The sequence below is a fragment of the Klebsiella sp. CN_Kp104 genome (assembly GCF_040064515.1).
Classification (GTDB): Bacteria; Pseudomonadota; Gammaproteobacteria; order Enterobacterales; family Enterobacteriaceae; genus Klebsiella; species Klebsiella aerogenes.
The window spans coordinates 230970-249836 of the sequence record NZ_JBEAII010000002.1; the positions used below are offsets into that span (position 1 = coordinate 230970).

The following is an 18867-nucleotide window of genomic DNA, read 5'->3' on the forward strand; positions in this document are numbered from 1 at the left end:
CTCCTTAACGGTGGCCATACACGCGCGGACGCGTGTAGTAGTCAATCAATGGGACGGTTATATTCGCTAGCAGCACGGCAAAGGCGACGCCGTCCGGATAACCGCCGAAGCTGCGGATCAGCCACACCAGTAAACCTGCCAGCGCGCCGAAAATCAGGCGTCCGCGGTTGGTGGTGGATGCCGTCACCGGATCGGTAAGGATAAAGAACGCCCCGAGCATGGTGGCGCCGGAAAGCAGATGCATTTGCGGCGATGCCAGGCTTTCCGGCGAGAAAATCCAGCCGAGAGTGGCGCAGACGGCAAGGCTTAGCAGGAAGCTCACCGGGATATGCCAGCGAATGGTTTTTTGCCAAAGCAGGAACAGACCGCCAGCCAGCCAGGCGAGGTTAACCCATTGCCAGCCAAGGCCGGCCAGTTGGCCGCCGTAAATTGGATACTGCAGGATCTCTTTTGCGCTGTGTCCGGCATGAAGCGAAGTCTTAAATGTATCCAGCGGCGTGGCCTGGCTGATACCGTCGATTCCCATGCGCAGGCTGTTCATATCGCCGCCGCTAGCGGTATGGCCGCTGAAAATAACCTGCAGCGCATCCATAAAGCCAGGAACCTGAGCGGCAATTTCGTGCGGCGGTAACCAGGAGGTCATCTGCACCGGGAAAGAGATTAGCAGAACGACATAGCCGATCATTGCCGGGTTAAAGGGGTTATGTCCTAATCCGCCGTACAGTTGCTTGGCAATCACCACCGCAAAGGCGGTGCCCAACACCACCATCCACCACGGCGCCAGCGGCGGGATACTGACGGCCAACAACAGCCCGGTCAGCAGGGCAGAGTTATCCGCAAGGGTTGCCGCGATATTCTGTTTGCGCAACTTGAGAATAGCCGCTTCGGTTCCCCATGCGGTGAAGGCCGCGAGGATAATCTGCAACAGGGTACCCCAGCCGAAAAACCAGCTCTGGACGACAATACCAGGGATCGCCGCCAGCAGCACCAGGAGCATAATTCGCGAGGTCTGGCGCTGGTTGTGGGTATAAGGGGAGCTTGCGATTCTGAAAACCATTTATTCCTCGTTAACTGCCTGCTGTGTTGCTTTACGTGCCTGAACGCGAGCGATAGCTGCCGCGACGGCCGCTTTACGCGGATCGTCATTGGCGGCGTCCGGCGCGGTTTGTTGTTCTGCTTGTTGGGCGGCTTTACGCGCCTTGGCGCGGGCGATAGCGGCCTCAACGGCGGCTTTACGCGGATCGACCGCGGGCGCTGTCTCAACCGTGGTTTCACTTTCGGCAGAGGGAGCGGCGTTTTCAACCTGCTGCGCGGTTTTACGCGCTTTGGCGCGAGCGATAGCGGCTTCAACGGCGGCTTTGCGCGGATCGACCGCGGGCGCAGCTTCAGCCGTGGTTTCACTTTCGGCAGAGGGAGCGGCGTTTTCACCCTGCTGCGCGGCTTTGCGCGCTTTGGCGCGAGCGATAGCGGCCTCAACGGCGGCTTTACGCGGATCGACCGCGGGCGCAGCTTCAGCGGTAGTTTCACTTTCGGCAGAGGGAGCGGCGTTTTCACCCTGCTGCGCGGCTTTACGCGCTTTGGCGCGAGCGATAGCGGCTTCAACGGCGGCTTTGCGCGGATCGCTTGCATCGGTTGTCGATTCAACAGCGGCTTGCTGTTCAGCTTTGCGCGCCCGGGCCTCGGCTTTACGCGCTTCGCGGGCGGCAATCGCTTCGCTGTTATCTGGTTTGCTGCCGGATTGAATAACAATCGGCTGCGCCGCATCACGCTGCTTATCACGCACGCGGGCCAACGCGGCGTTAATGGCATCCTGATCTTTCGCCGCCGGTTGTACGGCTGCTTTTTTGTGCCGCTCCTGGCGCGCGGCTTTTTCACGTTCAAGACGCGCCTGTCGCGCTTCAAACCGAGCTTTCGCCTCGGCGGCGCGCTGTTCTTCCTGACGGATGGCGGCAATTTCCGCTTTTTCCTGGCGGAAATATTGCACCAGCGGAATATTACTCGGACAGACCCAGGCGCAGGCGCCGCATTCGATGCAGTCGGCTAAGTTATGGGTAGTGGCTTTGTCGTGCTGCTGGCCTTTACTGAACCAATACAGCTGCTGGGGGAGGAGATCTGCCGGGCAGGCATCAGCGCAGGCGCTACAGCGGATACAGCCTTGCTCTTCCTGTGTTTCGCCCATCTCAGTCACCGACGGCGCCAGCAGACAGTTAGTGATTTTCACGACCGGAACGTCGAGCCAGGGCAGAGTGAAGCCCATCAACGGGCCGCCCATGATGACCATCGGCTCGGCGCTGGCGCAGAAACCGGCATCGTTCAGAAGATGGCGCACCGGCGTACCGAGGCGCGCCCAAACGTTGCCCGGCCGGCTAATCGCTTCGCCAGTTAACGTGACGACGCGCTCGGTTAACGGCTCGCCGTCGATCACCGCGCGTTTAACAGCATAAGCGGTGCCAACGTTCTGCATCAGGACGCCAATATCGGAGGAGCGGCCGCCATGCGGCACCTGCTTACCGGTGAGAATTTGCGTAAGTTGCTTCGCGCCGCCGGAGGGATATTTGGTTGGAATCACCCGCAGCGCTATGCCGTGGGCGTCGGATAACACCGCGCGCAGCATGGAAATGGCCTGCGGTTTGTTATCTTCGATACCAATCAGCACCTGTTTGGGTTGCAGAATATGCGCAAGGATGCGGATCCCTTCAACAACCTGCGCCGCGCAATCCTGCATCAGGCGATCGTCTGCGGTGATATAGGGTTCGCATTCTGCAGCATTGATAATCAGGGTATCGATTTTATCGCCGCCGCCGCGCAGTTTTGTTCCCGTGGGGAAGCCGGCGCCGCCGAGTCCGGCGACGCCAAACTGGTGAATACGCTCGATCAGCTCTTCACGCGACTTGTTGTGGTAGTCGCTCCAGCCGTCGCGCTCGATCCAGCAGTCTTCGCCATCGGCGTCGATAATAACGCTGAGTTCCGCCAGCGCGGAAGGGTGGGCGGTGGAATGGGGGGCAATAGCCGTCACCGTTCCGGAAGTCGGGGCATGAACCGGCAGCATCCTGCCAAAGCCGCGGGTTAACGGCTGACCGCGCAAAACTTTGTCGCCCGGTTGGACGCACAGTTCGCCTTCAGCACCGATATGCTGCTTCAGCGGAATGACAAAACGCTGCGGCAGAGGAACCTGACGCAGCGGCGTGCCGTTGGACTGAGTTTTCATTTCCGGCGGATGAATACCGCCGTTGAAGTCCCAGATCTTGTCTTTTCGGAAAGCGGAAAATAACTTAAACATGTTGTTCCACAGGAATATTGCGTACCGGGATGGCCTGCAGGTCCCATTTCCAGGTTTCGGTGGTCTGAGCGACTGGACGCAGGTCAATACACTGAGTCGGGCAGGGGGCTACGCAGAGATTACAGCCGGTGCACAGGTCGCTCATCACCGTATGCATAGCGCGGGTCGCGCCAACGATGGCATCAACCGGGCAGGCCTGAATACATTTGGTGCAGCCAATGCAGTTGGCTTCATCAATCACCGCCAACATGCGAACCGGCTCTTGCTGCTGCTCATCGCCGTCAATAGGCTGCGGGTCGACGTTCAATAATGCGGCGATTTTTAACATGACCGCTTCACCGCCGGGGGCGCAGCGGTTGATTTTTTCACCCTGAGTGCCCACGGCTTCCGCGTAGGGACGGCAGCCAGGAAAGCCGCACTGGCCGCATTGACTTTGCGGCAGTAACTCATCAATTTTTTCTACCACCGGGTCGTCTTCCACCGCAAAACGGCGCGACGCGTATCCCAGTATTAAGCCGAAAATCAGCCCGAGCAGGCTGATGGCGATCACGGCTATCCAGACAGCGCTCATTACAACTTCACCAAACCACTAAAGCCCATAAATGCCAGCGACATTAATCCAGCGGTCACCAGCGCAATCGCGTTACCGCGAAACGGCGCGGGAACATCGGCAACCACCAGACGTTCGCGAATCGCGGCGAATAACACCATTACCAGCGAGAAACCAACGGCGGCGGCGAAACCGTACAGCGCGGACTGCAGGAAATTATGCCCGAGGTTAATATTCAGCAATGCCACGCCCAGCACCGCGCAGTTGGTGGTGATTAACGGCAGGAAGATCCCCAGCAGACGATACAGCGCCGGACTGGTTTTACGGACCACCATCTCGGTAAATTGCACCACCACCGCGATGACCAGGATAAAGGCCAGGGTGCGCAGATAAACAAGGTTCAGCGGGATAAGGATCCAGGTATCAATCAACCAGGCGCAAATTGAGGCCAGCGTCATCACAAAGGTGGTGGCCAGTCCCATCCCCATAGCGGTTTCCAGCTTTTTGGAAACCCCCATAAACGGGCACAATCCAAGAAACTTCACCAGCACGAAGTTATTAACAAGGACAGTACCGACAAAGAGCAGTAAATAATCAGCCATTATTGGACCTGAAACGAAAAAAAGCCGCCTATTATCGAATAAATCGATACCGGCGACAACAGGCGAACTGTGTGGTTATTACGGATTGACGAAGGTCCGCTTAACCCGCGCAGAGCGTCGAAAATAGGGCGCAAACAGTGCCGCAGCGAGCAACGGAAACAGCAGCTGGCGCATGGCCAGAAGATCCGAAATCGGCGAAAAAGCGAACGCCTTAATCGCCAGCAGCAGAGAAATAAGCAGCCAGATAATGTAGTGTTTGGGTACCACCGCGCGGCGTTTGAAAAACGCTATCGTCAGCCACAGGGTATAATACCACATCGCGACGGCGAACAGCAGCGAAGCCAGCCAGAGCGCCAGATGGCCAAAGCTCATGGCTTTCAGCAATGCCCAGGTCTGCGGCGCCATCAGCGCATTCGCGTACAGTATTAATGACAGGGAGGTGCTGAGCAACGCGAGCAGTAACCACGCCAGCGGCGCCAGTAGCCATCCGCCGATACGTTCTGCAGATTGAGAGGACATCCTAACCCCCGGATTCAACGCCAGTTAGTTAATTTCAGGGCGGGAAGTATAAGCAACTGGCGTGAATGATAACAGTCTTTATTGCACGTAACGCCACACCGACTTCGGCACCTGGCCTACATCGAACAGTTTTCCGCCAGAGACTAACTCGGCGCGGCGGTGATCGGCGGCGCGATACATGTTGACGATTTCATTGGTGTCAGAGAGAGAATAGTTAAGATGATCAAAAAGTTTTTCCAGGCTTTCCAGCGAACTAATTTTGCGGAATTTTAATAAATAATCCTGTACGGTCATTTGTGTATCCATTTAATAATCGGAATTAAGTCGAATATTACCAATTTTCTGTAAACCGTGTTTCAACTAACAGCGCCTTCTTGATGGGCCGGCGGAATTATTTCGGTTGCCAATACTAAAAACAAGAACTGATTAGGATCCTGGCATCGTAAAAAGAAATTTAAGAATATTCTACAACCAGTTCAGGCGCCGGACGGCGCCTGAGGGAAGAAGATTAACGCTGTTCGCCTCGGCTGGCAATAACGTTTTGGTACCAGAAATAACTCTTTTTTCGTTTGCGGGCGCGGTTCTGCTGGTGATCGACGTAGACAAAGCCATACTGCTTCTGATAGCCGTTGAGCCAGCTTAGCAGGTCAATAAAGGACCATGGGTAAAAACCGCGGACATCCGCACCTAATGCTATTGCCTTTTCCAGCGCATTAATGTGGCTACTCAGATAGTCAATTCGCGGATCGTCGACTATTTCACCGTCAATAATCGGATCTTTCGCCCCCAAACCATTTTCGGTGATATAGATTGGGATATCGCCGTAACGCTCTTTTATCATCATGATGCCGTCGGTTAATCCCTGCGGCCAAATTTCCCAACCCCATTCGGTATAAGTACTTTGCGGATTGCGGACAAAATAAAATAATCCATCCACGCCGGACTCGCCAACGCCTGGACCATCCTGTGGCGTGGCGGAGACCGTCTCCCGACGATAATAATTCAGGCCGATAAAATCGCAGCGGTTTTCCCTGAGCAGCGCGTCGTCGCCCGGTGCGAAGCGCGGTACGTTCCACAGCGCCTGAGCCTGTTGAAGTAAAGCGTCTGGATAGGCGCCTTTGAGTACCGGATCGTATAGCCAGTGGGTATGGATAGCATCGGCCAACGCGGTGGCCTCAATGTCCTCGGCGCTTTGCGTCAACGGCGTATGGGGCTGCAGTACGTTAACGAAACCAATCTGGCCGTTAAGGTTCATTTCACGGAAGGTCTTAACCGCCAGCGCGTGGGCGATAAAGACATGGTGGCAAGCCTGGATGGCGCGAGCCGGGTCGCGTACCGCCGGTGGATGGCAGCCATTAATATAACCGTGGCCAATAAATACAATGGTTTCGTTAAAGGTTGCCCACAGCTTGACCCTGGAACCGAAGCGCTGATAGCACAGTCGCGCGTATTCGGCGAAGGCTTCCGCTGTGCTCCGAGCCTCCCAACCCCCTTCGTCCTGCAATGCCTGGGGCAAATCCCAGTGATAAAGGGTGATCATCGGTTCAATATTGTGCGCCAGCAGTTCGTCGATCAGATCGCTGTAAAACTGCACGCCTGGTTCATTGACTTCACCACGGCCACGAGGCAATAACCGAGGCCAGGAGATAGAAAAGCGGTAGCTTTGTAGCCCCATTTCAGCCATCAGGGCGACATCTTCACGAAAGCGGTGATAGTGATCGACGGCGATATCGCCATTGGTGCCCTGAAAGGTGGTTCCCGGCTGGTGCGAGTAGATATCCCAAATAGAAGGGCCTTTGCCATCGGCATCGTGCCCGCCTTCAACCTGGTAGGCGGCCGTTGCTGCCCCCCAGAGAAAATCTTGCGGAAATGCGGCCATCAAAAAAACTCCTTATCAAGTGATAAAGAGAGTGTATTGAATGGCGCGACAAATCTGCAACCGGTTTCTGAAACCGGTTGCAGATTTGCGGCGAGCATCACTCTTTGCCGTTATTTCGCCTGTACAGTGCTGGCCGGAGGCGGGGACTGGTAATCATCAATTTGATGCGCAACCACCAACAGCACAGCCGAAACGCCAAAAACAACCCAGCCAATAAGTTCTACAATACGGGTAAAAACAGTCGTCATAATTCTAAAGCGGAAAGTTAAAATGGATTGAAATGTTACTAAACCGCGGAAACAACGCAAGTATTACCGCCCGTAGATTGCGCAACTGGCGCAAAGATAAACAGCGTACACGGATAAGCGGAAGATTGCGGTTTATAGTTGAAGTCATGGTTGCGCACGAGGATGAGGTCATGAGTGATGCTATACGGGTAGGGCTGATAGGTTATGGTTATGCAAGCAAGACATTTCACGCGCCATTGATTTCCGGTACGCCGGGCATGGCCCTGACGACCGTGGTCAGTAGCGATGCGCAGAAAGTGCTGGCGGACTGGCCGGCGACCCAGGTGGTGACTTCCGCGAATTCGCTATACGCTGACCCTGATATCGATCTGATTGTTATTCCAACTCCCAACGATACTCATTTCCCGCTGGCGCGAGCGGCGCTGGAGGCGGGCAAACATGTCATTGTTGACAAACCTTTTACCGTGACACTGTCACAGGCGCGTGAGTTGGATGCTATCGCCAGAAGCCGCGGGCGGCTGTTATCGGTGTTCCATAATCGCCGTTGGGATAGCGATTTTCTCACGCTGAAGGCCTTGATTGCCGCAGGGGATTTGGGGGAGGTCAGTTATTTTGAATCACATTTCGATCGTTTTCGCCCGCAGGTTCGTGACCGCTGGCGTGAGCAGGGTGGCCCTGGCAGCGGTATCTGGTATGACTTAGGCCCCCATCTGCTGGATCAGGCGGTCAACCTGTTTGGCCTACCGGTAAGTATTGCCGTCGATCTGGCGCAGCAGCGCCCCGGTGCGCAGGCGACGGATTATTTCCACGCGGTGTTAGTTTATCCGCAACGGAGAGTGATTTTGCACAGTACGCTGCTGGCGGCGGCGGAAACGGCGCGTTATATCGTCCATGGTTCACGAGGAAGCTATGTAAAATACGGTCTCGATCCGCAGGAAGAGCGATTGAAAAGCGGCGAGCGACTGCCGCAGGAGGATTGGGGCTACGATATGCGCGACGGCATATTGACCCGCGTTGAAGGCGAGGAGCGCGTCGAGGAAACCTGGCTGACGCTGCCCGGGAACTATCCCGCTTATTATGCGGCGATTCGCGATGCGCTCAACGGCAGCGGAGAAAACCCGGTACCCGCAAGCCAGGCGATTCAGATTATGGAACTGATTGAACTGGGGATTGAATCGGCACGGCACCGGGCGGCGCTGTGCCTGATTTAACAGCATGCTCCGCCTGCACGGCGGAGCTTTGGCTTAATTAGCCTTTAGAACGCGTTGGATCAGCGCCTCTTTTTCCTGACGGCTGAGGAATGCCAGTTCCAGACCGTTAATTTGCGCCTGACGGATCTGCTCACGGCTGAGGCCCGCCGCCGGTGCGGCGACATTGTACTCGTGAATAATATCCACCCCCTGTACCGCCGGATCATCGGTGTTAATGCAGGCCAGCACGCCGTGATCGAGGAAGGTCTTCAGCGGGTGCTGCGCCAGTGAGGAGACGGTACTGGTCTGGATGTTCGACGTCAGGCAGGATTCAATGCCAATACGTTCAGCGGCGAGGAAGTCCATTAACTTCGGATCCTGCACGGCTTTCACCCCGTGACCGATGCGTTCGGCGCCCAGTTCACGAATGGCCTGCCAGATACTTTCCGGCCCGGCGGCTTCACCAGCGTGGACGGTGATACGCCAACCCGCGTCACGCGCGCGACGGAAATGATCCATAAACAGCGCGCCGGGGAATCCCAGCTCGTCGCCAGCCAGATCCAGCGCGGTGATCCCATCGCGATGCGCCAGCAGGGCGTCGAGTTCCTCTTCACAGGCCGCCTCGCCGAAGGTGCGGCTCATGATGCCAATCAGACGCGCTTCGACGCCGAAATCACGGCAGCCCTCGCGTACCCCGGCAATCACCGCTTCGACGACGCCAGCGACCGGTAATTGATGGGTCATCGCCATATAACGCGGAGAAAAACGCAGTTCAACGTAGTGCAGGCCGTTGCGCGCGGCGTCTTCAACGTTTTCCCAGGCAACACGGCGGCAGGCTTCCAGAGAAGCCAGCACCTTCACGCCCCAATCAAGTTTCGCCAGGAAGCTAACCAGGTCTGGTTCATTGCTGGTGACCTGCACATGCGGACGCAGCGTTTCAAGGGTATCTGCCGGGAGAGTAATATTGAACTGGCGGCCAAGATCGAGAATGGTTTGGGCACGGATGTTGCCGTCAAGATGGCGGTGAATGTCTGTTAAAGGCAAAGCTGAATCAATCATGGTCGCACTCATTTTTTAGTTGAAGTGCACGATATTATACATCAGTAGCGTAACCGTTTAAAAGTACGGAAAAAATCCTATGGATACAGGGAGATGGCTGGTGCAAAGTCTGTTTTTGCGCAAATAGAAAGCCATTTCCCTTTTTTGTTGCGCAAATTGAGGTGTTGAGCGGCCCCAAGCGTAAACTAACTTCCGGGCCGTCTGAATATCTGGATGAGCGTTTAATAATTTCTGCGATTAAAAGGGGAGAATCATATTTTCCATATGCAATAACGTATTGTCTTTTGACCAGTAGTGTCGCGTTTTTTCATTGAGATCAACCACCCACTTGAATACCCCGGCATTTGCCAGTTCGGCGCAATAGTTATCAAAAGTGGTAATACCGCTAAAGTGGCGCCGGGCGGCATCTCGGGTGAGCGCTCTGCAGGACTGGGAATTAACCCGCAACAACTTTCTGTTGCTTTTCAGGGAAACGAAAGTATCTGATGACATAACAAAATTCACATTCCCTGTAGCGACAAAATAGATGTAATAAGAGACATTGTTCTCCAGAAGTACTTCAGTAAATGAAATAAAATCCGCATCAGTGCGTACTCGCTCAAAAATGGTTCTGAGCAAATCCAGAAGCTCCATGATTTTCCTTGTGGGTCGTGTGTGCGTGCGAAACGGCTTCCTATACAGCTGATGTATACGAAACGTTCACTTATCTATTTATTATAATGCTAATAATATAATCTTAATTTTAATGTGTGTAATGGTATTGGAACAGTGTTTCAAGTGTTACAAAGTATTGCTTTAGCGCAAGAAAACAGCAGTTCCACTGGCGGGTGAGTATAAGCAGCGTGGCGACTTATCAATAGCGTTTCGCTATTAGTCATAGTGAATCAGTATTTAATATTAGAAAGATGCTTTTATATAGTGTCCCGGACTGACATTCCTGCCATCGTTAGCAGGCTATATTAAAAGGACGCCGGGAAAATGGCTTTTTCACTTAAAGGTTTAACTCATTCATTGGCCCTCGTTAGCGCGTTGCTGCTAGCGGGCTGTGGGCCAAAAGATCAGGATCCTAATCATATTAAGGTGGGAATTAGCGCGGGTATCGATCAGCAAGTCTGGGCGGTAGTGCAAAAAGTCGCTAAACAGAAATATAACCTTGATGTCGAGGTGGTGACTTTTAATGATTTCGTTTTGCCCAATGAGGCGCTGAATAATGGCGATCTCGATATCAATGCTTTCCAGCATAAACCCTATCTTGATAAACAGATCCAGGAGCGCGGCTATAAGCTGGTAGATGTTGGTACTACTTTTGTCTATCCGATTGCCGCTTATTCAAAGAAAATCACCGCCATTTCACAGCTTCCGGACGGCGCCCAGGTAGCGGTGCCTAACGACCCAACCAACCTTGGGCGTTCTCTGTTATTGCTGGAGCAGCAGGGGCTGATCACTCTGAAAGAGGGGGTTGGCCTGCTGCCAACCGCGCTGGATATCGTGAATAACCCGAAGAAGCTGAAAATCGTCGAGATTGAAGCACCGCAGCTGACCCGTGCGCTGGATGATAAACAGGTGACCATGGCTATTATAAATACCACGTTCTCCAGCCAGGTTGGCCTGTCGCCGACGCGCAATGGTCTGTTCATCGAGGATAAAAATTCGCCGTACGTCAATATTTTCGCCAGCCGCGAAGATAATAAAGACAGCGAAAAAGTGAAGAATCTGGTGAAAGCCTACCAGACCGACGAAGTCGCCAACGCCGCCGCCGAATTGTATAAAGGCGATGCGGTGAAAGGCTGGTAGTTATTCTTCCTTCCCCGTCTGGTGCTGCACATCCAGCACCTGAGTTAATACGCGCCGCGCATTCGCGGCGCAGTCAATGTCATCCGGCTTCTGTTGTATCTCATGGATAACGTTGACCAGTTGCGCTTTACTGTGCGCGAGTTTCTGTTCCAGCTTTTCGATATCCGCCACTTTTTGTTGCAGGGTGGCGAGTAGCGTTTGTCGATCCCAGTGATTGAGGTCTGACGGCAATAGGGATGATATCTCTTCGAGGCTGAAACCCGCTGCCTGAGCGGTGGTAATTAGCCCCAGCACCACCAGCGTTTCTTCCGGATAGCTGCGATAGCCATTGGCTTTACGCTGCACGGTTTTGAGGATCCCCGCGCGCTCGTAATAACGGATCCGCGAAGGCGCCAGGCCGCTGCGTTTTGCCAGAGTTCCGATGTTCATTTTTATTCCTCATAAGCTGCTTGACCTTAAACTTAACTTTAAGGTTATGGTTTGTCCAGTTCACTGACTGGAGCCCTGACATGACCCTTTTTACCCCTCTGCGACTGGCCTCTGGCGTCGTCATTAACAACCGCATCGCTAAAGCGGCGATGGAAGAAAATATGGCCGATGCCGATCATGCGCCGTCAACGGAATTACTCACACTTTATCAGGCCTGGGCGCAGGGCGGCGCCGGGGTGATTATTACCGGTAATGTGATGGTGGACGCCCGGGCGATGACCGGCCCGGCAGGCGTGGTGCTGGAAGATGAACAGCATCTGGATAAGTTCCGCGCCTGGTCGCAGGCGGCGCGCTCGAAGGGCGCACAGGTGTGGATGCAAATAAACCATCCTGGACGGCAGATGCCCGGTGGCCTTGGGCAGGAGACGCTGGCCCCTTCGGCGTTGGCGCTGGATCTTGGCTCGCAGTCTTCACGCTTTCGCCTGCCGCGGGCGATGGATGATAAAGATATCGCCGACGTGACACGACGGTTCATCACCACTTCCCGGTTAGCGGAGCGCGCCGGATTTCACGGCGTCGAAATCCATGCCGCCCACGGCTATTTGCTGAGCCAGTTCCTCTCGCCGCTCAGTAACCAGCGCACCGATCGGTATGGCGGGAGCATTGAAAATCGCGCCCGTTTACTGCTGGATATTGTGCGCGGCGTTCGCGAGACGGTGGCGGCGGGTTTTACCGTGGTGGTTAAACTCAATTCAGCGGATTTCCAGCGCGGCGGCTTTTCGATTAACGATGCGAAGACGGTGGTGCAACTGCTGGCGGAAAGCGGCGTCGATCTGGTCGAACTTTCCGGCGGCAGCTACGAAGCGCCGGCGATGATGGGCGCCATGCGCGATGAACGGACGCTGGAGCGGGAAGCATACTTCCTGCAGTTTGCCGAGCAAATTGTCGAGGTCGCGACGATTCCTTTAATGGTTACCGGCGGCGTGCGGCGGCGTGAAGTGGCGGAGAGGGTAGTGAATAGCGGGATTGCGTTGGTGGGCATCGCTACGGCAATGGCGATAGCCCCCGGTTTACCGCAGTACTGGCGTGAGGGGGAGTTCGATGCGCCACTGCTGCGTCAGGGTAACTGGAAGAACAAGGCTATTGCCGCCACCGCGCATATGGCGGCGGTGAAATATCAGCTGCAGCGGCTAAGCCGCCACCGCGCGGTGCGGCCGCAGGTCTCACCGCTGTGGGCGCTGCTGACGGCGCAACTGACAGCAAAACGGCAGGCTAAACGTTATCGGCGCTGGATGGCGGGCAAGTAATGACAGCCGGTAGCGCGCTACCGGCCCTTCGCGTCATTTTTGAATCAGATAGCGGATCGTCGGCCCGTCCTGCTGAATATCCAGCACGGTATAGCCGTGATTTTTAGCATCGTGCGGGATGTTGTTGATGGACTGCGGACAGTCGCTCACCACTTCAAGTATTTCCCCTTTTTTGAGTGCCGGCATCGCTTCAAGCGTGGCCACAGCTGGATAGGGGCAAGGTTCACCAACCATATCGAGGCGGTAATCAGGAACGAACTCTTTCATGCGGTTTCCTTAATACGGGTCGCTGAGGTGGTTTTCTGGCGAAAGAAGTGTTTTTCCCAGGCGATGACCAACATCAGCGCGATAAATAGCAGCAGGTAGGTGATAAGCAGGCCGCCGAACGGACCAAAAGTCGTCAGCAGGTTAATCTTATCCCAGTGGGTGGCAAGCGCCGGCGATAAATCATCCCAGAAGTAAGCCAGCAGGGTGGAGCCGATAACGTTGCCTAACCCGACCCACCAATAATGTACCTGGCCTTCAACGGCGCGATACATCCAACCGGTTTCGCAACCACCGGCCAGTACGATGCCGAAACCGAACAGCAGACCGCCAATTACCGCGTTTGGCCCGGCCCACATGATTTTGGGCTCCATGCCGAGCTGCACATAGCTAAAGATACCGATAGCGCTGGCCGCCATCCCGAAGATGATTGCTTTGGCCATATAGGTGCGCCCGGTGACCCACATATCGCGAAAGGCGGAGGTGAAACAGATTTGCGCTCGCTCGATGAGCAGGCCAAAAGCAACGCCGAACAGCAGGGCCAGGCCAAGTTTAGGCTGATTGGCGGCGGTCAGTAGCCCCCAGCCGATCATAGCGACAAATACCAGCATTCCCAGACGAAAGCGACGACGCGCCTGCGCGGGTTTTTGAGTTAACGGTGAGGCTGCGGAGACTTTCTCAATTTTAACCGGGATACGGAAAACAGGCAGCAGCGTAAAGCGCGCGCCGAACCAGGTCCCAATGGCGGTGGCGATGGCGAAGAACCATGCGTGCAGGGAAAACTGCGGGATCCCGGTAAAGAAGGCCGCCAGATTACAGCCCATTGCCAGCCGGGCGCCGAAGCCGGCAATAATCCCGCCGGCCAGGGCCTGGAAAATGCGAATGCGGCTACGCGGCATCCGCAGCTTGACGTTATTAGCCCACAGCGCGGCGGCCAGGCAGCCGCCAAACATGCCAAGGATCATCATACCGTCAATACGCGTTAACGGCGTGCCTTCGAGATGGATTAATTGATAGTAACCCCAGTTTTCGGCCGGGATGCCCATCAACTGCAGCAGTTGGCCGCCCCAGCGGGTAAATTCGCCGGTGACTGCCCAGAAAGTACCGGTAATGCCAAAATAGTAAGTAGAAAGAATACCGGCGGCGATCACCGCGGGCGCCGGCGCCCAAAATTTGATTAACCAGGCTTGTTTGAATTGTTGCCATGTCATAGAAATGCCTCTGAACTCAGAAGGTAATTCGCCCCGAAAGGGCGTGAAGAGCCGCGATAATACGCCGCTTAGCTTTCAGAATCACTCGACGAGATCAAAAGCGGGAAGAATGCCTTATGAAAAAGGCCGCCAGTCAGGGCGGCCTTAAATCAACAACGCTGGAATTAATTAAAGCCCAGGCGAATAAGATTCAATGGGCAATACAATTCATGGCTACCGTCTAATTCTACGCAGTCACTGCGGCGCAGCTGTTCGCTGTTTTTATTGGCGCCATGAATAGCCTTAATCACTCCCGTCGCGCCGCTGTCGGCGACCATGACCCGGCTGCCGGCATCAATAGCATTACGGTTACGATCGTAGGTTTTCATCATTTCCTCCTCTGCATTGTCATTCGGACGTGATAGTTCAGCGCTGTTTTAATACTCCTCCGTGGTTAAAAAAGTTTTGAGATATATCAAAATTATTTTAATTCCGGGCGCAATGACGACAGCGCGGCAATCAATCCTTGAATCCCTTTCTCAAGCTTCTCCCGCGGGCAGCCGGCATTTAGCCTGATGAAACCATTACCCTCTTCGCCATAGGTATAACCCGGCATAATCGCGACTTTTTGCTCTTCAATTAGCGCGCGTTGCAGCGCACGGTCGTCGACGCCGAGCGGGCGCAGATCGATCCATGCCAGATAGGTGGCCTGCGGCGGCTGCCAGCGTAGCTGCGGGAAGGCCTGATTCAGCTGCTCGGCGATATAGCGCATGTTATCCTGCAGGTAATCACGTAGCGCATCCAGCCAGGGCGCCCCCTGACGATAGGCGGCGATATGCGCGACCAGCGCCGGAACCGAAGGTGATGAGAGACCATCGCGGCCTTTCAGCGCTTGCAGATAGCCATCGCGCGAAGCAGTATCGGCGATGAGCCCATAGGCGCCGGTAAATGCCGGGATATTGAAGCTTTTTGAGCCCGACGTGAACAGCGCCCAGGGGCCCTGCGCAACGGCGCACCAGGGGGTATGACGGTGTTCGCCCCAGGTCATATCCATATGAATTTCATCGCTAATAACCCGGACGTTATGCTTCGCGCACAGCTGCGCCATGGTGGTCAGTTCGTCGCGGCTCCAGACTTTGCCCGTCGGATTATGCGGGCTGCATAGCAGCAAAATGCGGTTGTCGGGACGGGCGAGCGCGGCTTCCAGTTCGTTCATGTCGCAGCGCCACTCACCCTCATCAAGCTTGAGCGCCACCGGGGCAATGCGGCGCTGGTTGCCGTCGATAGTTTTGTAAAACGCGTCGTAAGCCGGGGTATGGACCACGATACCGTCGCCCGGATTGGACCATTGCCTAATCATTTCGGCCACCATATAGATAACCGACGGGCCGTAAACGATGGCCTCGTGGTCAATGGGGCTATGAAAACGGCTGGCGAACCAGTGGCTGATGGCGCCGAGAAACTCGTCATTTTTCCAGCGGCTATAGCCAAAAACGCCGTGCGCCAGTCGCTGGCTGACGGCGTCGATAATGCAAGGGGCGGTAGCGAAATCCATATCGGAGATAGTGAACGGCAGCAGGTCGGCGGCGCCGAAACGGTCGGCAACATAATCCCATTGGGTGCACCAGGTCCCGTGGCGGTCAACTGGTGTGGCAAAATCAAACATCTGAACGTCCTTCGCGAGAGCCCCCTCCGGGTGAGAGGGGGCGTATGTTTAGGCCTGAACGGTATTCATCAGGGTGGCCATTTCATCTTTTACCGACTGAACCTGTGGGCCGATGACCACCTGCAGGTTGTGATCGTTAAGCTGGACCACGCCGATTGCGCGGTTGGCTTTTAACGCGGCGGTATCGACTTTGCTCATGTCGTTCACCGACAGGCGCAGGCGGGTAATACAATTATCGAGCGTGACAATATTATCAGCACCGCCGAGTGCGGCCAGAATCGCCGGCACGTTATAACCTGATTTGCCAATCGTTCCGGCAACCGCTTTTTCGATGTTAGCCGCCGTTTCGATATCGCGGCCCGGCGTTTTCAGATTGAAGCGGGTGATGGCGAAACGGAAGATACCGTAGTACACCGCGAACCAGATGGCGGCGACAACCGGCACCATATACCACTTGGTCGCCAGACCGTGCAGGATGCCAAACACCACGAAGTCGATAATATTGCCGTCGGTGTTGCCGATGGTGACGCCAAGTACCGCCATGATAGTGAAACCAAGGCCGGTCAGCAGGGCGTGGATAACGTACAGCACCGGAGCGACGAACAGGAACAGGAATTCCAATGGCTCAGTGGTACCGCCGACCACGCAGGCAATGACGCCGGAAATGAGCAGCCCTTTAATTTTATGACGGTTTTCCGGGCGGGCGCAGTGGTACATCGCCAGCGCCGCGCCGGGCAGGCCGCCGAGGAAAGCGGGCATTTTACCCTGCGACAGGAAGCGGGTCGCGCTTTCAGAGAAGCCGTGCGTCGTCGGGCAACTCAGCTGCGCCTGGAAGATGGTCAGCGCGCCGCTAACGCTGTGGCCGCAAACGTCCATGGTGCCGCCCGCTTCGGTAAAGCGGATCAGCGCCACCAGAATATGGTGTAGACCGAACGGCAGCAGCAGGCGTTCTCCGGTACCGAAGATCATCGGGCCAAAATCGCCGGCGCTATTGATAACGTGGCCCAGTCCGTTGATACCCATGGCGAACACCGGCCACACCAGCGGAATGACCAGCCCGACCAGGCCTAACACCACGGTGGTAACGATCGGCACAAAGCGCGTGCCGCCAAAGAAGGCCAGCGCATCCGGCAGACGGATGTTGTGGAAGCGTTCGTGCAGCATCCAGACGATAATCCCGGCGATCACCGCCCCGAGGATCCCGGTGTCGATCGACTGAATACCGATAATATTCTGGATGTTGTTGGCCTTGAGGATCGCCGCGTCGGTAGTCGGCAGGATGCCTTTCGCCGTCAGCCAGAAGTTGACCGCGAGGTTCATTACCGCGTAGCCGACAAAGCCCGCGAAAGCGGCGACGCCTTTGTTTTCACGCGCCAGGCCGAGCGGAATTGCGATACAGAACATGACCGGCAGGAAACTAAAAGCGAAGGAGCCGACTTTACTCATCCAGACAAAAATCGCCTGCAGCAGCGGCACGTTCAGCCACGGCAGCAACGTAATCACATCGTGGCTGCTTAACGAGCTGCCAATCCCCAGCATGATCCCGCAAAACGAGAGCAACGCCACGGGCAACATAAAGGTTTTTCCTAACTGCTGGAAAAACTCCCATAAGGTAATTTTTGGTGCTGTTTTCGCCGTCATACACGAATCCTGGTTCTGAAAAGGGTCGATAGGATGTAACGTAGCGGCAAGATAAAACGTTTTACCATTTTTTAGTGCGATAAAAATCACATAATCAAGCGATAATAAGGTTTATAAAGATAACATACTGATAAAACGTTTTATCGAAAGGCAAAGGGAGTCAGCCAGTCGTTATGGCTATCGCAAAAAAGACAACCATCAATGATGTGGCGCTGGCGGCTGGCGTCTCGGTCAGTACGGTATCGCTGGTGCTCAGCGGTAAAGGGCGCATCTCTTCGGCCACCGGCGAGCGCGTCAATCAGGCCATTGAGCAGCTCGGGTTTGTGCGTAATCGCCAGGCGGCGTCGCTACGCGGCGGGCAAAGCGGGGTAATTGGCCTTATCGTTAGCGATCTGTCGAAGCCGTTTTATGCCGAGCTAACCGCCGGGTTGACCGATGCGCTGGAATCACAGGGTAAAATGGTATTTCTCACCCAGGGCGGGCATCGCGGCGAGAAAATGCTCCAGCGCTTCGAAACCCTGGTCTCACAGGGCGTGGACGGGGTGATTATCGCTGGCGCTATCGACAAGGGCGGCGAACTGCGCGATCGTGCCGACGAAGTGGGGATGCCGCTGGTTTTTGCCTCCCGCGCCAGCTATCTGGACGATATCGACCTGATCCGCCCGGATAACATGCAGGCGGCGCAAATGGTAACGGAACATCTGATTCGCCGCGGTCATCAGCGCATCGCCTGGCTTGGCGGACAAAGCGCGTCCCTGACCCGCGCCGAACGGGTGGGCGGCTATTGCGCCACCTTATTGAAGTACGGCCTGCCGTTTCATAGTGAATGGGTTGTCGAGTGTGGCTCCAGTCAGCAGCAGGCGGCGGAAGCCATGATCGCGCTGCTGCGGCAAAACCCGACCATCAGCGCGGTACTTTGCTATAACAGCGTCATCGCCACCGGGGCGTGGTTCGGTCTGCTGCGCGCCGGGCGGCAGAGCGGCGAGGGTAGCGTGGAAAGTTATTTTGAGCAACGCATCGCGCTGGCGGCCTTTGCCGAAGTGCCGGAAGCGGCGCTCGATGATGTCCCCTTGACCTGGGTGACCACCCCGGCGCGTGAGATGGGGAACAGCCTGGCGGAGTGTATTTTACGCCGCCTCGAGGAGGGGCAAGGCAGCGCGCGTAATCAGATTATGCCGCCGCGGCTGGTTATCAGAAAGTAGGGGCCGCCATCGATTAAGGTGATTCCCGGGCTACCTGACCGCAGCCC

At 55.5% G+C, this 18867-nt stretch carries 20 protein-coding genes; 4 read left to right on the top strand and 16 right to left on the bottom strand.

All coding sequences use genetic code 11. The annotated features are described in order from the left end of the window. Positions 1-4 precede the first annotated feature (4 nt). The 8 genes from rsxD to blr all read right to left on the bottom strand — a co-directional run bounded on the left by rsxD (position 5) and on the right by blr (position 7078). The gene (rsxD, locus tag ABLU80_RS03055) at positions 5-1057 is read right to left on the bottom strand and encodes an electron transport complex subunit RsxD (RefSeq protein ID WP_015705232.1); all 1053 of its coding nucleotides are present in this window, start codon (positions 1055-1057) and stop codon (positions 5-7) included. Further along, entirely contained in the window at positions 1058-3280 is a 2223-nt protein-coding gene (rsxC, locus tag ABLU80_RS03060; RefSeq protein WP_348849679.1) for an electron transport complex subunit RsxC, read from the bottom strand. Further along, positions 3273-3851 (bottom strand): electron transport complex subunit RsxB, encoded by a 579-nt coding sequence (gene rsxB, locus ABLU80_RS03065; protein WP_020078990.1) that lies wholly within the window; start codon positions 3849-3851, stop codon positions 3273-3275. Before rsxB ends, rsxC begins: the two co-directional genes overlap by 8 nt. Continuing rightward, the gene (gene rsxA / locus ABLU80_RS03070) at positions 3851-4432 is read right to left on the bottom strand and encodes an electron transport complex subunit RsxA (protein ID WP_015366851.1); all 582 of its coding nucleotides are present in this window, start codon (positions 4430-4432) and stop codon (positions 3851-3853) included. Before rsxA ends, rsxB begins: the two co-directional genes overlap by 1 nt. Before the next feature lie 78 nt (positions 4433-4510). Further along, a complete protein-coding gene (locus tag ABLU80_RS03075) occupies positions 4511-4951 on the bottom strand; it encodes a DUF2569 domain-containing protein (RefSeq protein ID WP_015366850.1) in 441 nt (146 codons plus the stop codon). Between the two features lie 78 nt (positions 4952-5029). Beyond that, positions 5030-5245, bottom strand: coding sequence for a transcription modulator YdgT (gene ydgT / locus ABLU80_RS03080; RefSeq protein ID WP_015366849.1), 216 nt, complete (start codon positions 5243-5245; stop codon positions 5030-5032). A gap of 214 nt (positions 5246-5459) precedes the next feature. After that, positions 5460-6830, bottom strand: coding sequence for a GH1 family beta-glucosidase (locus tag ABLU80_RS03085; RefSeq protein ID WP_213796503.1), 1371 nt, complete (start codon positions 6828-6830; stop codon positions 5460-5462). Between the two features lie 110 nt (positions 6831-6940). After that, entirely contained in the window at positions 6941-7078 is a 138-nt protein-coding gene (blr, locus tag ABLU80_RS03090) for a division septum protein Blr (protein ID WP_015366847.1), read from the bottom strand. Between the two features lie 170 nt (positions 7079-7248). On the opposite strand from blr, the gene ABLU80_RS03095 reads away from it, so the two are divergent. Beyond that, positions 7249-8289 carry an oxidoreductase gene (locus ABLU80_RS03095; RefSeq protein ID WP_348849680.1) on the top strand — a complete coding sequence of 347 codons (1041 nt, stop codon included), beginning with the start codon at positions 7249-7251 and terminating at the stop codon, positions 8287-8289. 33 nt (positions 8290-8322) lie between these two features. Here the strand turns inward: ABLU80_RS03095 and add are convergent, their stop codons facing one another. Together add and ABLU80_RS03105 are read right to left on the bottom strand one after the other, a co-directional pair. Further along, positions 8323-9327, bottom strand: coding sequence for an adenosine deaminase (gene add / locus ABLU80_RS03100; protein ID WP_348849681.1), 1005 nt, complete (start codon positions 9325-9327; stop codon positions 8323-8325). A 237-nt stretch (positions 9328-9564) separates the two neighbouring features. Next, positions 9565-9960: a DUF1398 domain-containing protein gene (locus ABLU80_RS03105; protein WP_015366844.1), complete on the bottom strand. Its 396-nt coding sequence runs from the start codon at positions 9958-9960 to the stop codon at positions 9565-9567. A gap of 345 nt (positions 9961-10305) precedes the next feature. On the opposite strand from ABLU80_RS03105, the gene metQ reads away from it, so the two are divergent. Further along, positions 10306-11121: a methionine ABC transporter substrate-binding lipoprotein MetQ gene (gene metQ, locus ABLU80_RS03110; protein WP_116289139.1), complete on the top strand. Its 816-nt coding sequence runs from the start codon at positions 10306-10308 to the stop codon at positions 11119-11121. Here metQ and ABLU80_RS03115 read toward each other — a convergent pair whose 3' ends face one another. Next, positions 11122-11550 (bottom strand): MerR family transcriptional regulator, encoded by a 429-nt coding sequence (locus ABLU80_RS03115; protein ID WP_032714383.1) that lies wholly within the window; start codon positions 11548-11550, stop codon positions 11122-11124. It lies immediately after the preceding gene. A gap of 80 nt (positions 11551-11630) precedes the next feature. Here ABLU80_RS03115 and ABLU80_RS03120 point away from each other — a divergent pair, with 80 nt between their 5' ends. Beyond that, positions 11631-12857: an NADH:flavin oxidoreductase/NADH oxidase family protein gene (locus tag ABLU80_RS03120; RefSeq protein ID WP_348849683.1), complete on the top strand. Its 1227-nt coding sequence runs from the start codon at positions 11631-11633 to the stop codon at positions 12855-12857. A gap of 33 nt (positions 12858-12890) precedes the next feature. Here ABLU80_RS03120 and yedF read toward each other — a convergent pair whose 3' ends face one another. The 5 genes from yedF to malX all read right to left on the bottom strand — a co-directional run bounded on the left by yedF (position 12891) and on the right by malX (position 17618). Continuing rightward, positions 12891-13124, bottom strand: a complete 234-nt coding sequence (gene yedF / locus ABLU80_RS03125) for a sulfurtransferase-like selenium metabolism protein YedF (RefSeq protein ID WP_015705240.1) — start codon at positions 13122-13124, stop codon at positions 12891-12893. Beyond that, a complete protein-coding gene (gene yedE, locus ABLU80_RS03130; protein WP_047079686.1) occupies positions 13121-14332 on the bottom strand; it encodes a selenium metabolism membrane protein YedE/FdhT in 1212 nt (403 codons plus the stop codon). Before yedE ends, yedF begins: the two co-directional genes overlap by 4 nt. 164 nt (positions 14333-14496) lie before the next feature. Further along, the gene (gene ydfZ / locus ABLU80_RS03135; RefSeq protein ID WP_015705242.1) at positions 14497-14700 is read right to left on the bottom strand and encodes a putative selenium delivery protein YdfZ; all 204 of its coding nucleotides are present in this window, start codon (positions 14698-14700) and stop codon (positions 14497-14499) included. Between the two features lie 92 nt (positions 14701-14792). After that, the gene (locus ABLU80_RS03140; RefSeq protein WP_045366890.1) at positions 14793-15977 is read right to left on the bottom strand and encodes a MalY/PatB family protein; all 1185 of its coding nucleotides are present in this window, start codon (positions 15975-15977) and stop codon (positions 14793-14795) included. A 48-nt stretch (positions 15978-16025) separates the two neighbouring features. Further along, positions 16026-17618 (bottom strand): maltose/glucose-specific PTS transporter subunit IIBC, encoded by a 1593-nt coding sequence (malX, locus tag ABLU80_RS03145; RefSeq protein WP_015705244.1) that lies wholly within the window; start codon positions 17616-17618, stop codon positions 16026-16028. Positions 17619-17791: 173 nt separating this feature from the next. On the opposite strand from malX, the gene ABLU80_RS03150 reads away from it, so the two are divergent. Further along, positions 17792-18820 (top strand): Mal regulon transcriptional regulator MalI, encoded by a 1029-nt coding sequence (locus ABLU80_RS03150; protein WP_348849684.1) that lies wholly within the window; start codon positions 17792-17794, stop codon positions 18818-18820. Positions 18821-18867 lie beyond the last annotated feature (47 nt).

Bases quoted from the DNA above. Each gene is read 5' to 3' on its own strand.
- rsxD (WP_015705232.1), bottom strand. From the start codon at position 1,057: ATGGTTTTCAGAATCGCAAGCTCCCCTTATACCCACAACCAGCGCCAG.
- rsxC (WP_348849679.1), bottom strand. From the start codon at position 3,280: ATGTTTAAGTTATTTTCCGCTTTCCGAAAAGACAAGATCTGGGACTTC.
- rsxB (WP_020078990.1), bottom strand. From the start codon at position 3,851: ATGAGCGCTGTCTGGATAGCCGTGATCGCCATCAGCCTGCTCGGGCTG.
- rsxA (WP_015366851.1), bottom strand. From the start codon at position 4,432: ATGGCTGATTATTTACTGCTCTTTGTCGGTACTGTCCTTGTTAATAAC.
- ABLU80_RS03075 (WP_015366850.1), bottom strand. From the start codon at position 4,951: ATGTCCTCTCAATCTGCAGAACGTATCGGCGGATGGCTACTGGCGCCG.
- ydgT (WP_015366849.1), bottom strand. From the start codon at position 5,245: ATGACCGTACAGGATTATTTATTAAAATTCCGCAAAATTAGTTCGCTG.
- ABLU80_RS03085 (WP_213796503.1), bottom strand. From the start codon at position 6,830: ATGGCCGCATTTCCGCAAGATTTTCTCTGGGGGGCAGCAACGGCCGCC.
- blr (WP_015366847.1), bottom strand. From the start codon at position 7,078: ATGACGACTGTTTTTACCCGTATTGTAGAACTTATTGGCTGGGTTGTT.
- ABLU80_RS03095 (WP_348849680.1), top strand. From the start codon at position 7,249: ATGAGTGATGCTATACGGGTAGGGCTGATAGGTTATGGTTATGCAAGC.
- add (WP_348849681.1), bottom strand. From the start codon at position 9,327: ATGATTGATTCAGCTTTGCCTTTAACAGACATTCACCGCCATCTTGAC.
- ABLU80_RS03105 (WP_015366844.1), bottom strand. From the start codon at position 9,960: ATGGAGCTTCTGGATTTGCTCAGAACCATTTTTGAGCGAGTACGCACT.
- metQ (WP_116289139.1), top strand. From the start codon at position 10,306: ATGGCTTTTTCACTTAAAGGTTTAACTCATTCATTGGCCCTCGTTAGC.
- ABLU80_RS03115 (WP_032714383.1), bottom strand. From the start codon at position 11,550: ATGAACATCGGAACTCTGGCAAAACGCAGCGGCCTGGCGCCTTCGCGG.
- ABLU80_RS03120 (WP_348849683.1), top strand. From the start codon at position 11,631: ATGACCCTTTTTACCCCTCTGCGACTGGCCTCTGGCGTCGTCATTAAC.
- yedF (WP_015705240.1), bottom strand. From the start codon at position 13,124: ATGAAAGAGTTCGTTCCTGATTACCGCCTCGATATGGTTGGTGAACCT.
- yedE (WP_047079686.1), bottom strand. From the start codon at position 14,332: ATGACATGGCAACAATTCAAACAAGCCTGGTTAATCAAATTTTGGGCG.
- ydfZ (WP_015705242.1), bottom strand. From the start codon at position 14,700: ATGAAAACCTACGATCGTAACCGTAATGCTATTGATGCCGGCAGCCGG.
- ABLU80_RS03140 (WP_045366890.1), bottom strand. From the start codon at position 15,977: ATGTTTGATTTTGCCACACCAGTTGACCGCCACGGGACCTGGTGCACC.
- malX (WP_015705244.1), bottom strand. From the start codon at position 17,618: ATGACGGCGAAAACAGCACCAAAAATTACCTTATGGGAGTTTTTCCAG.
- ABLU80_RS03150 (WP_348849684.1), top strand. From the start codon at position 17,792: ATGGCTATCGCAAAAAAGACAACCATCAATGATGTGGCGCTGGCGGCT.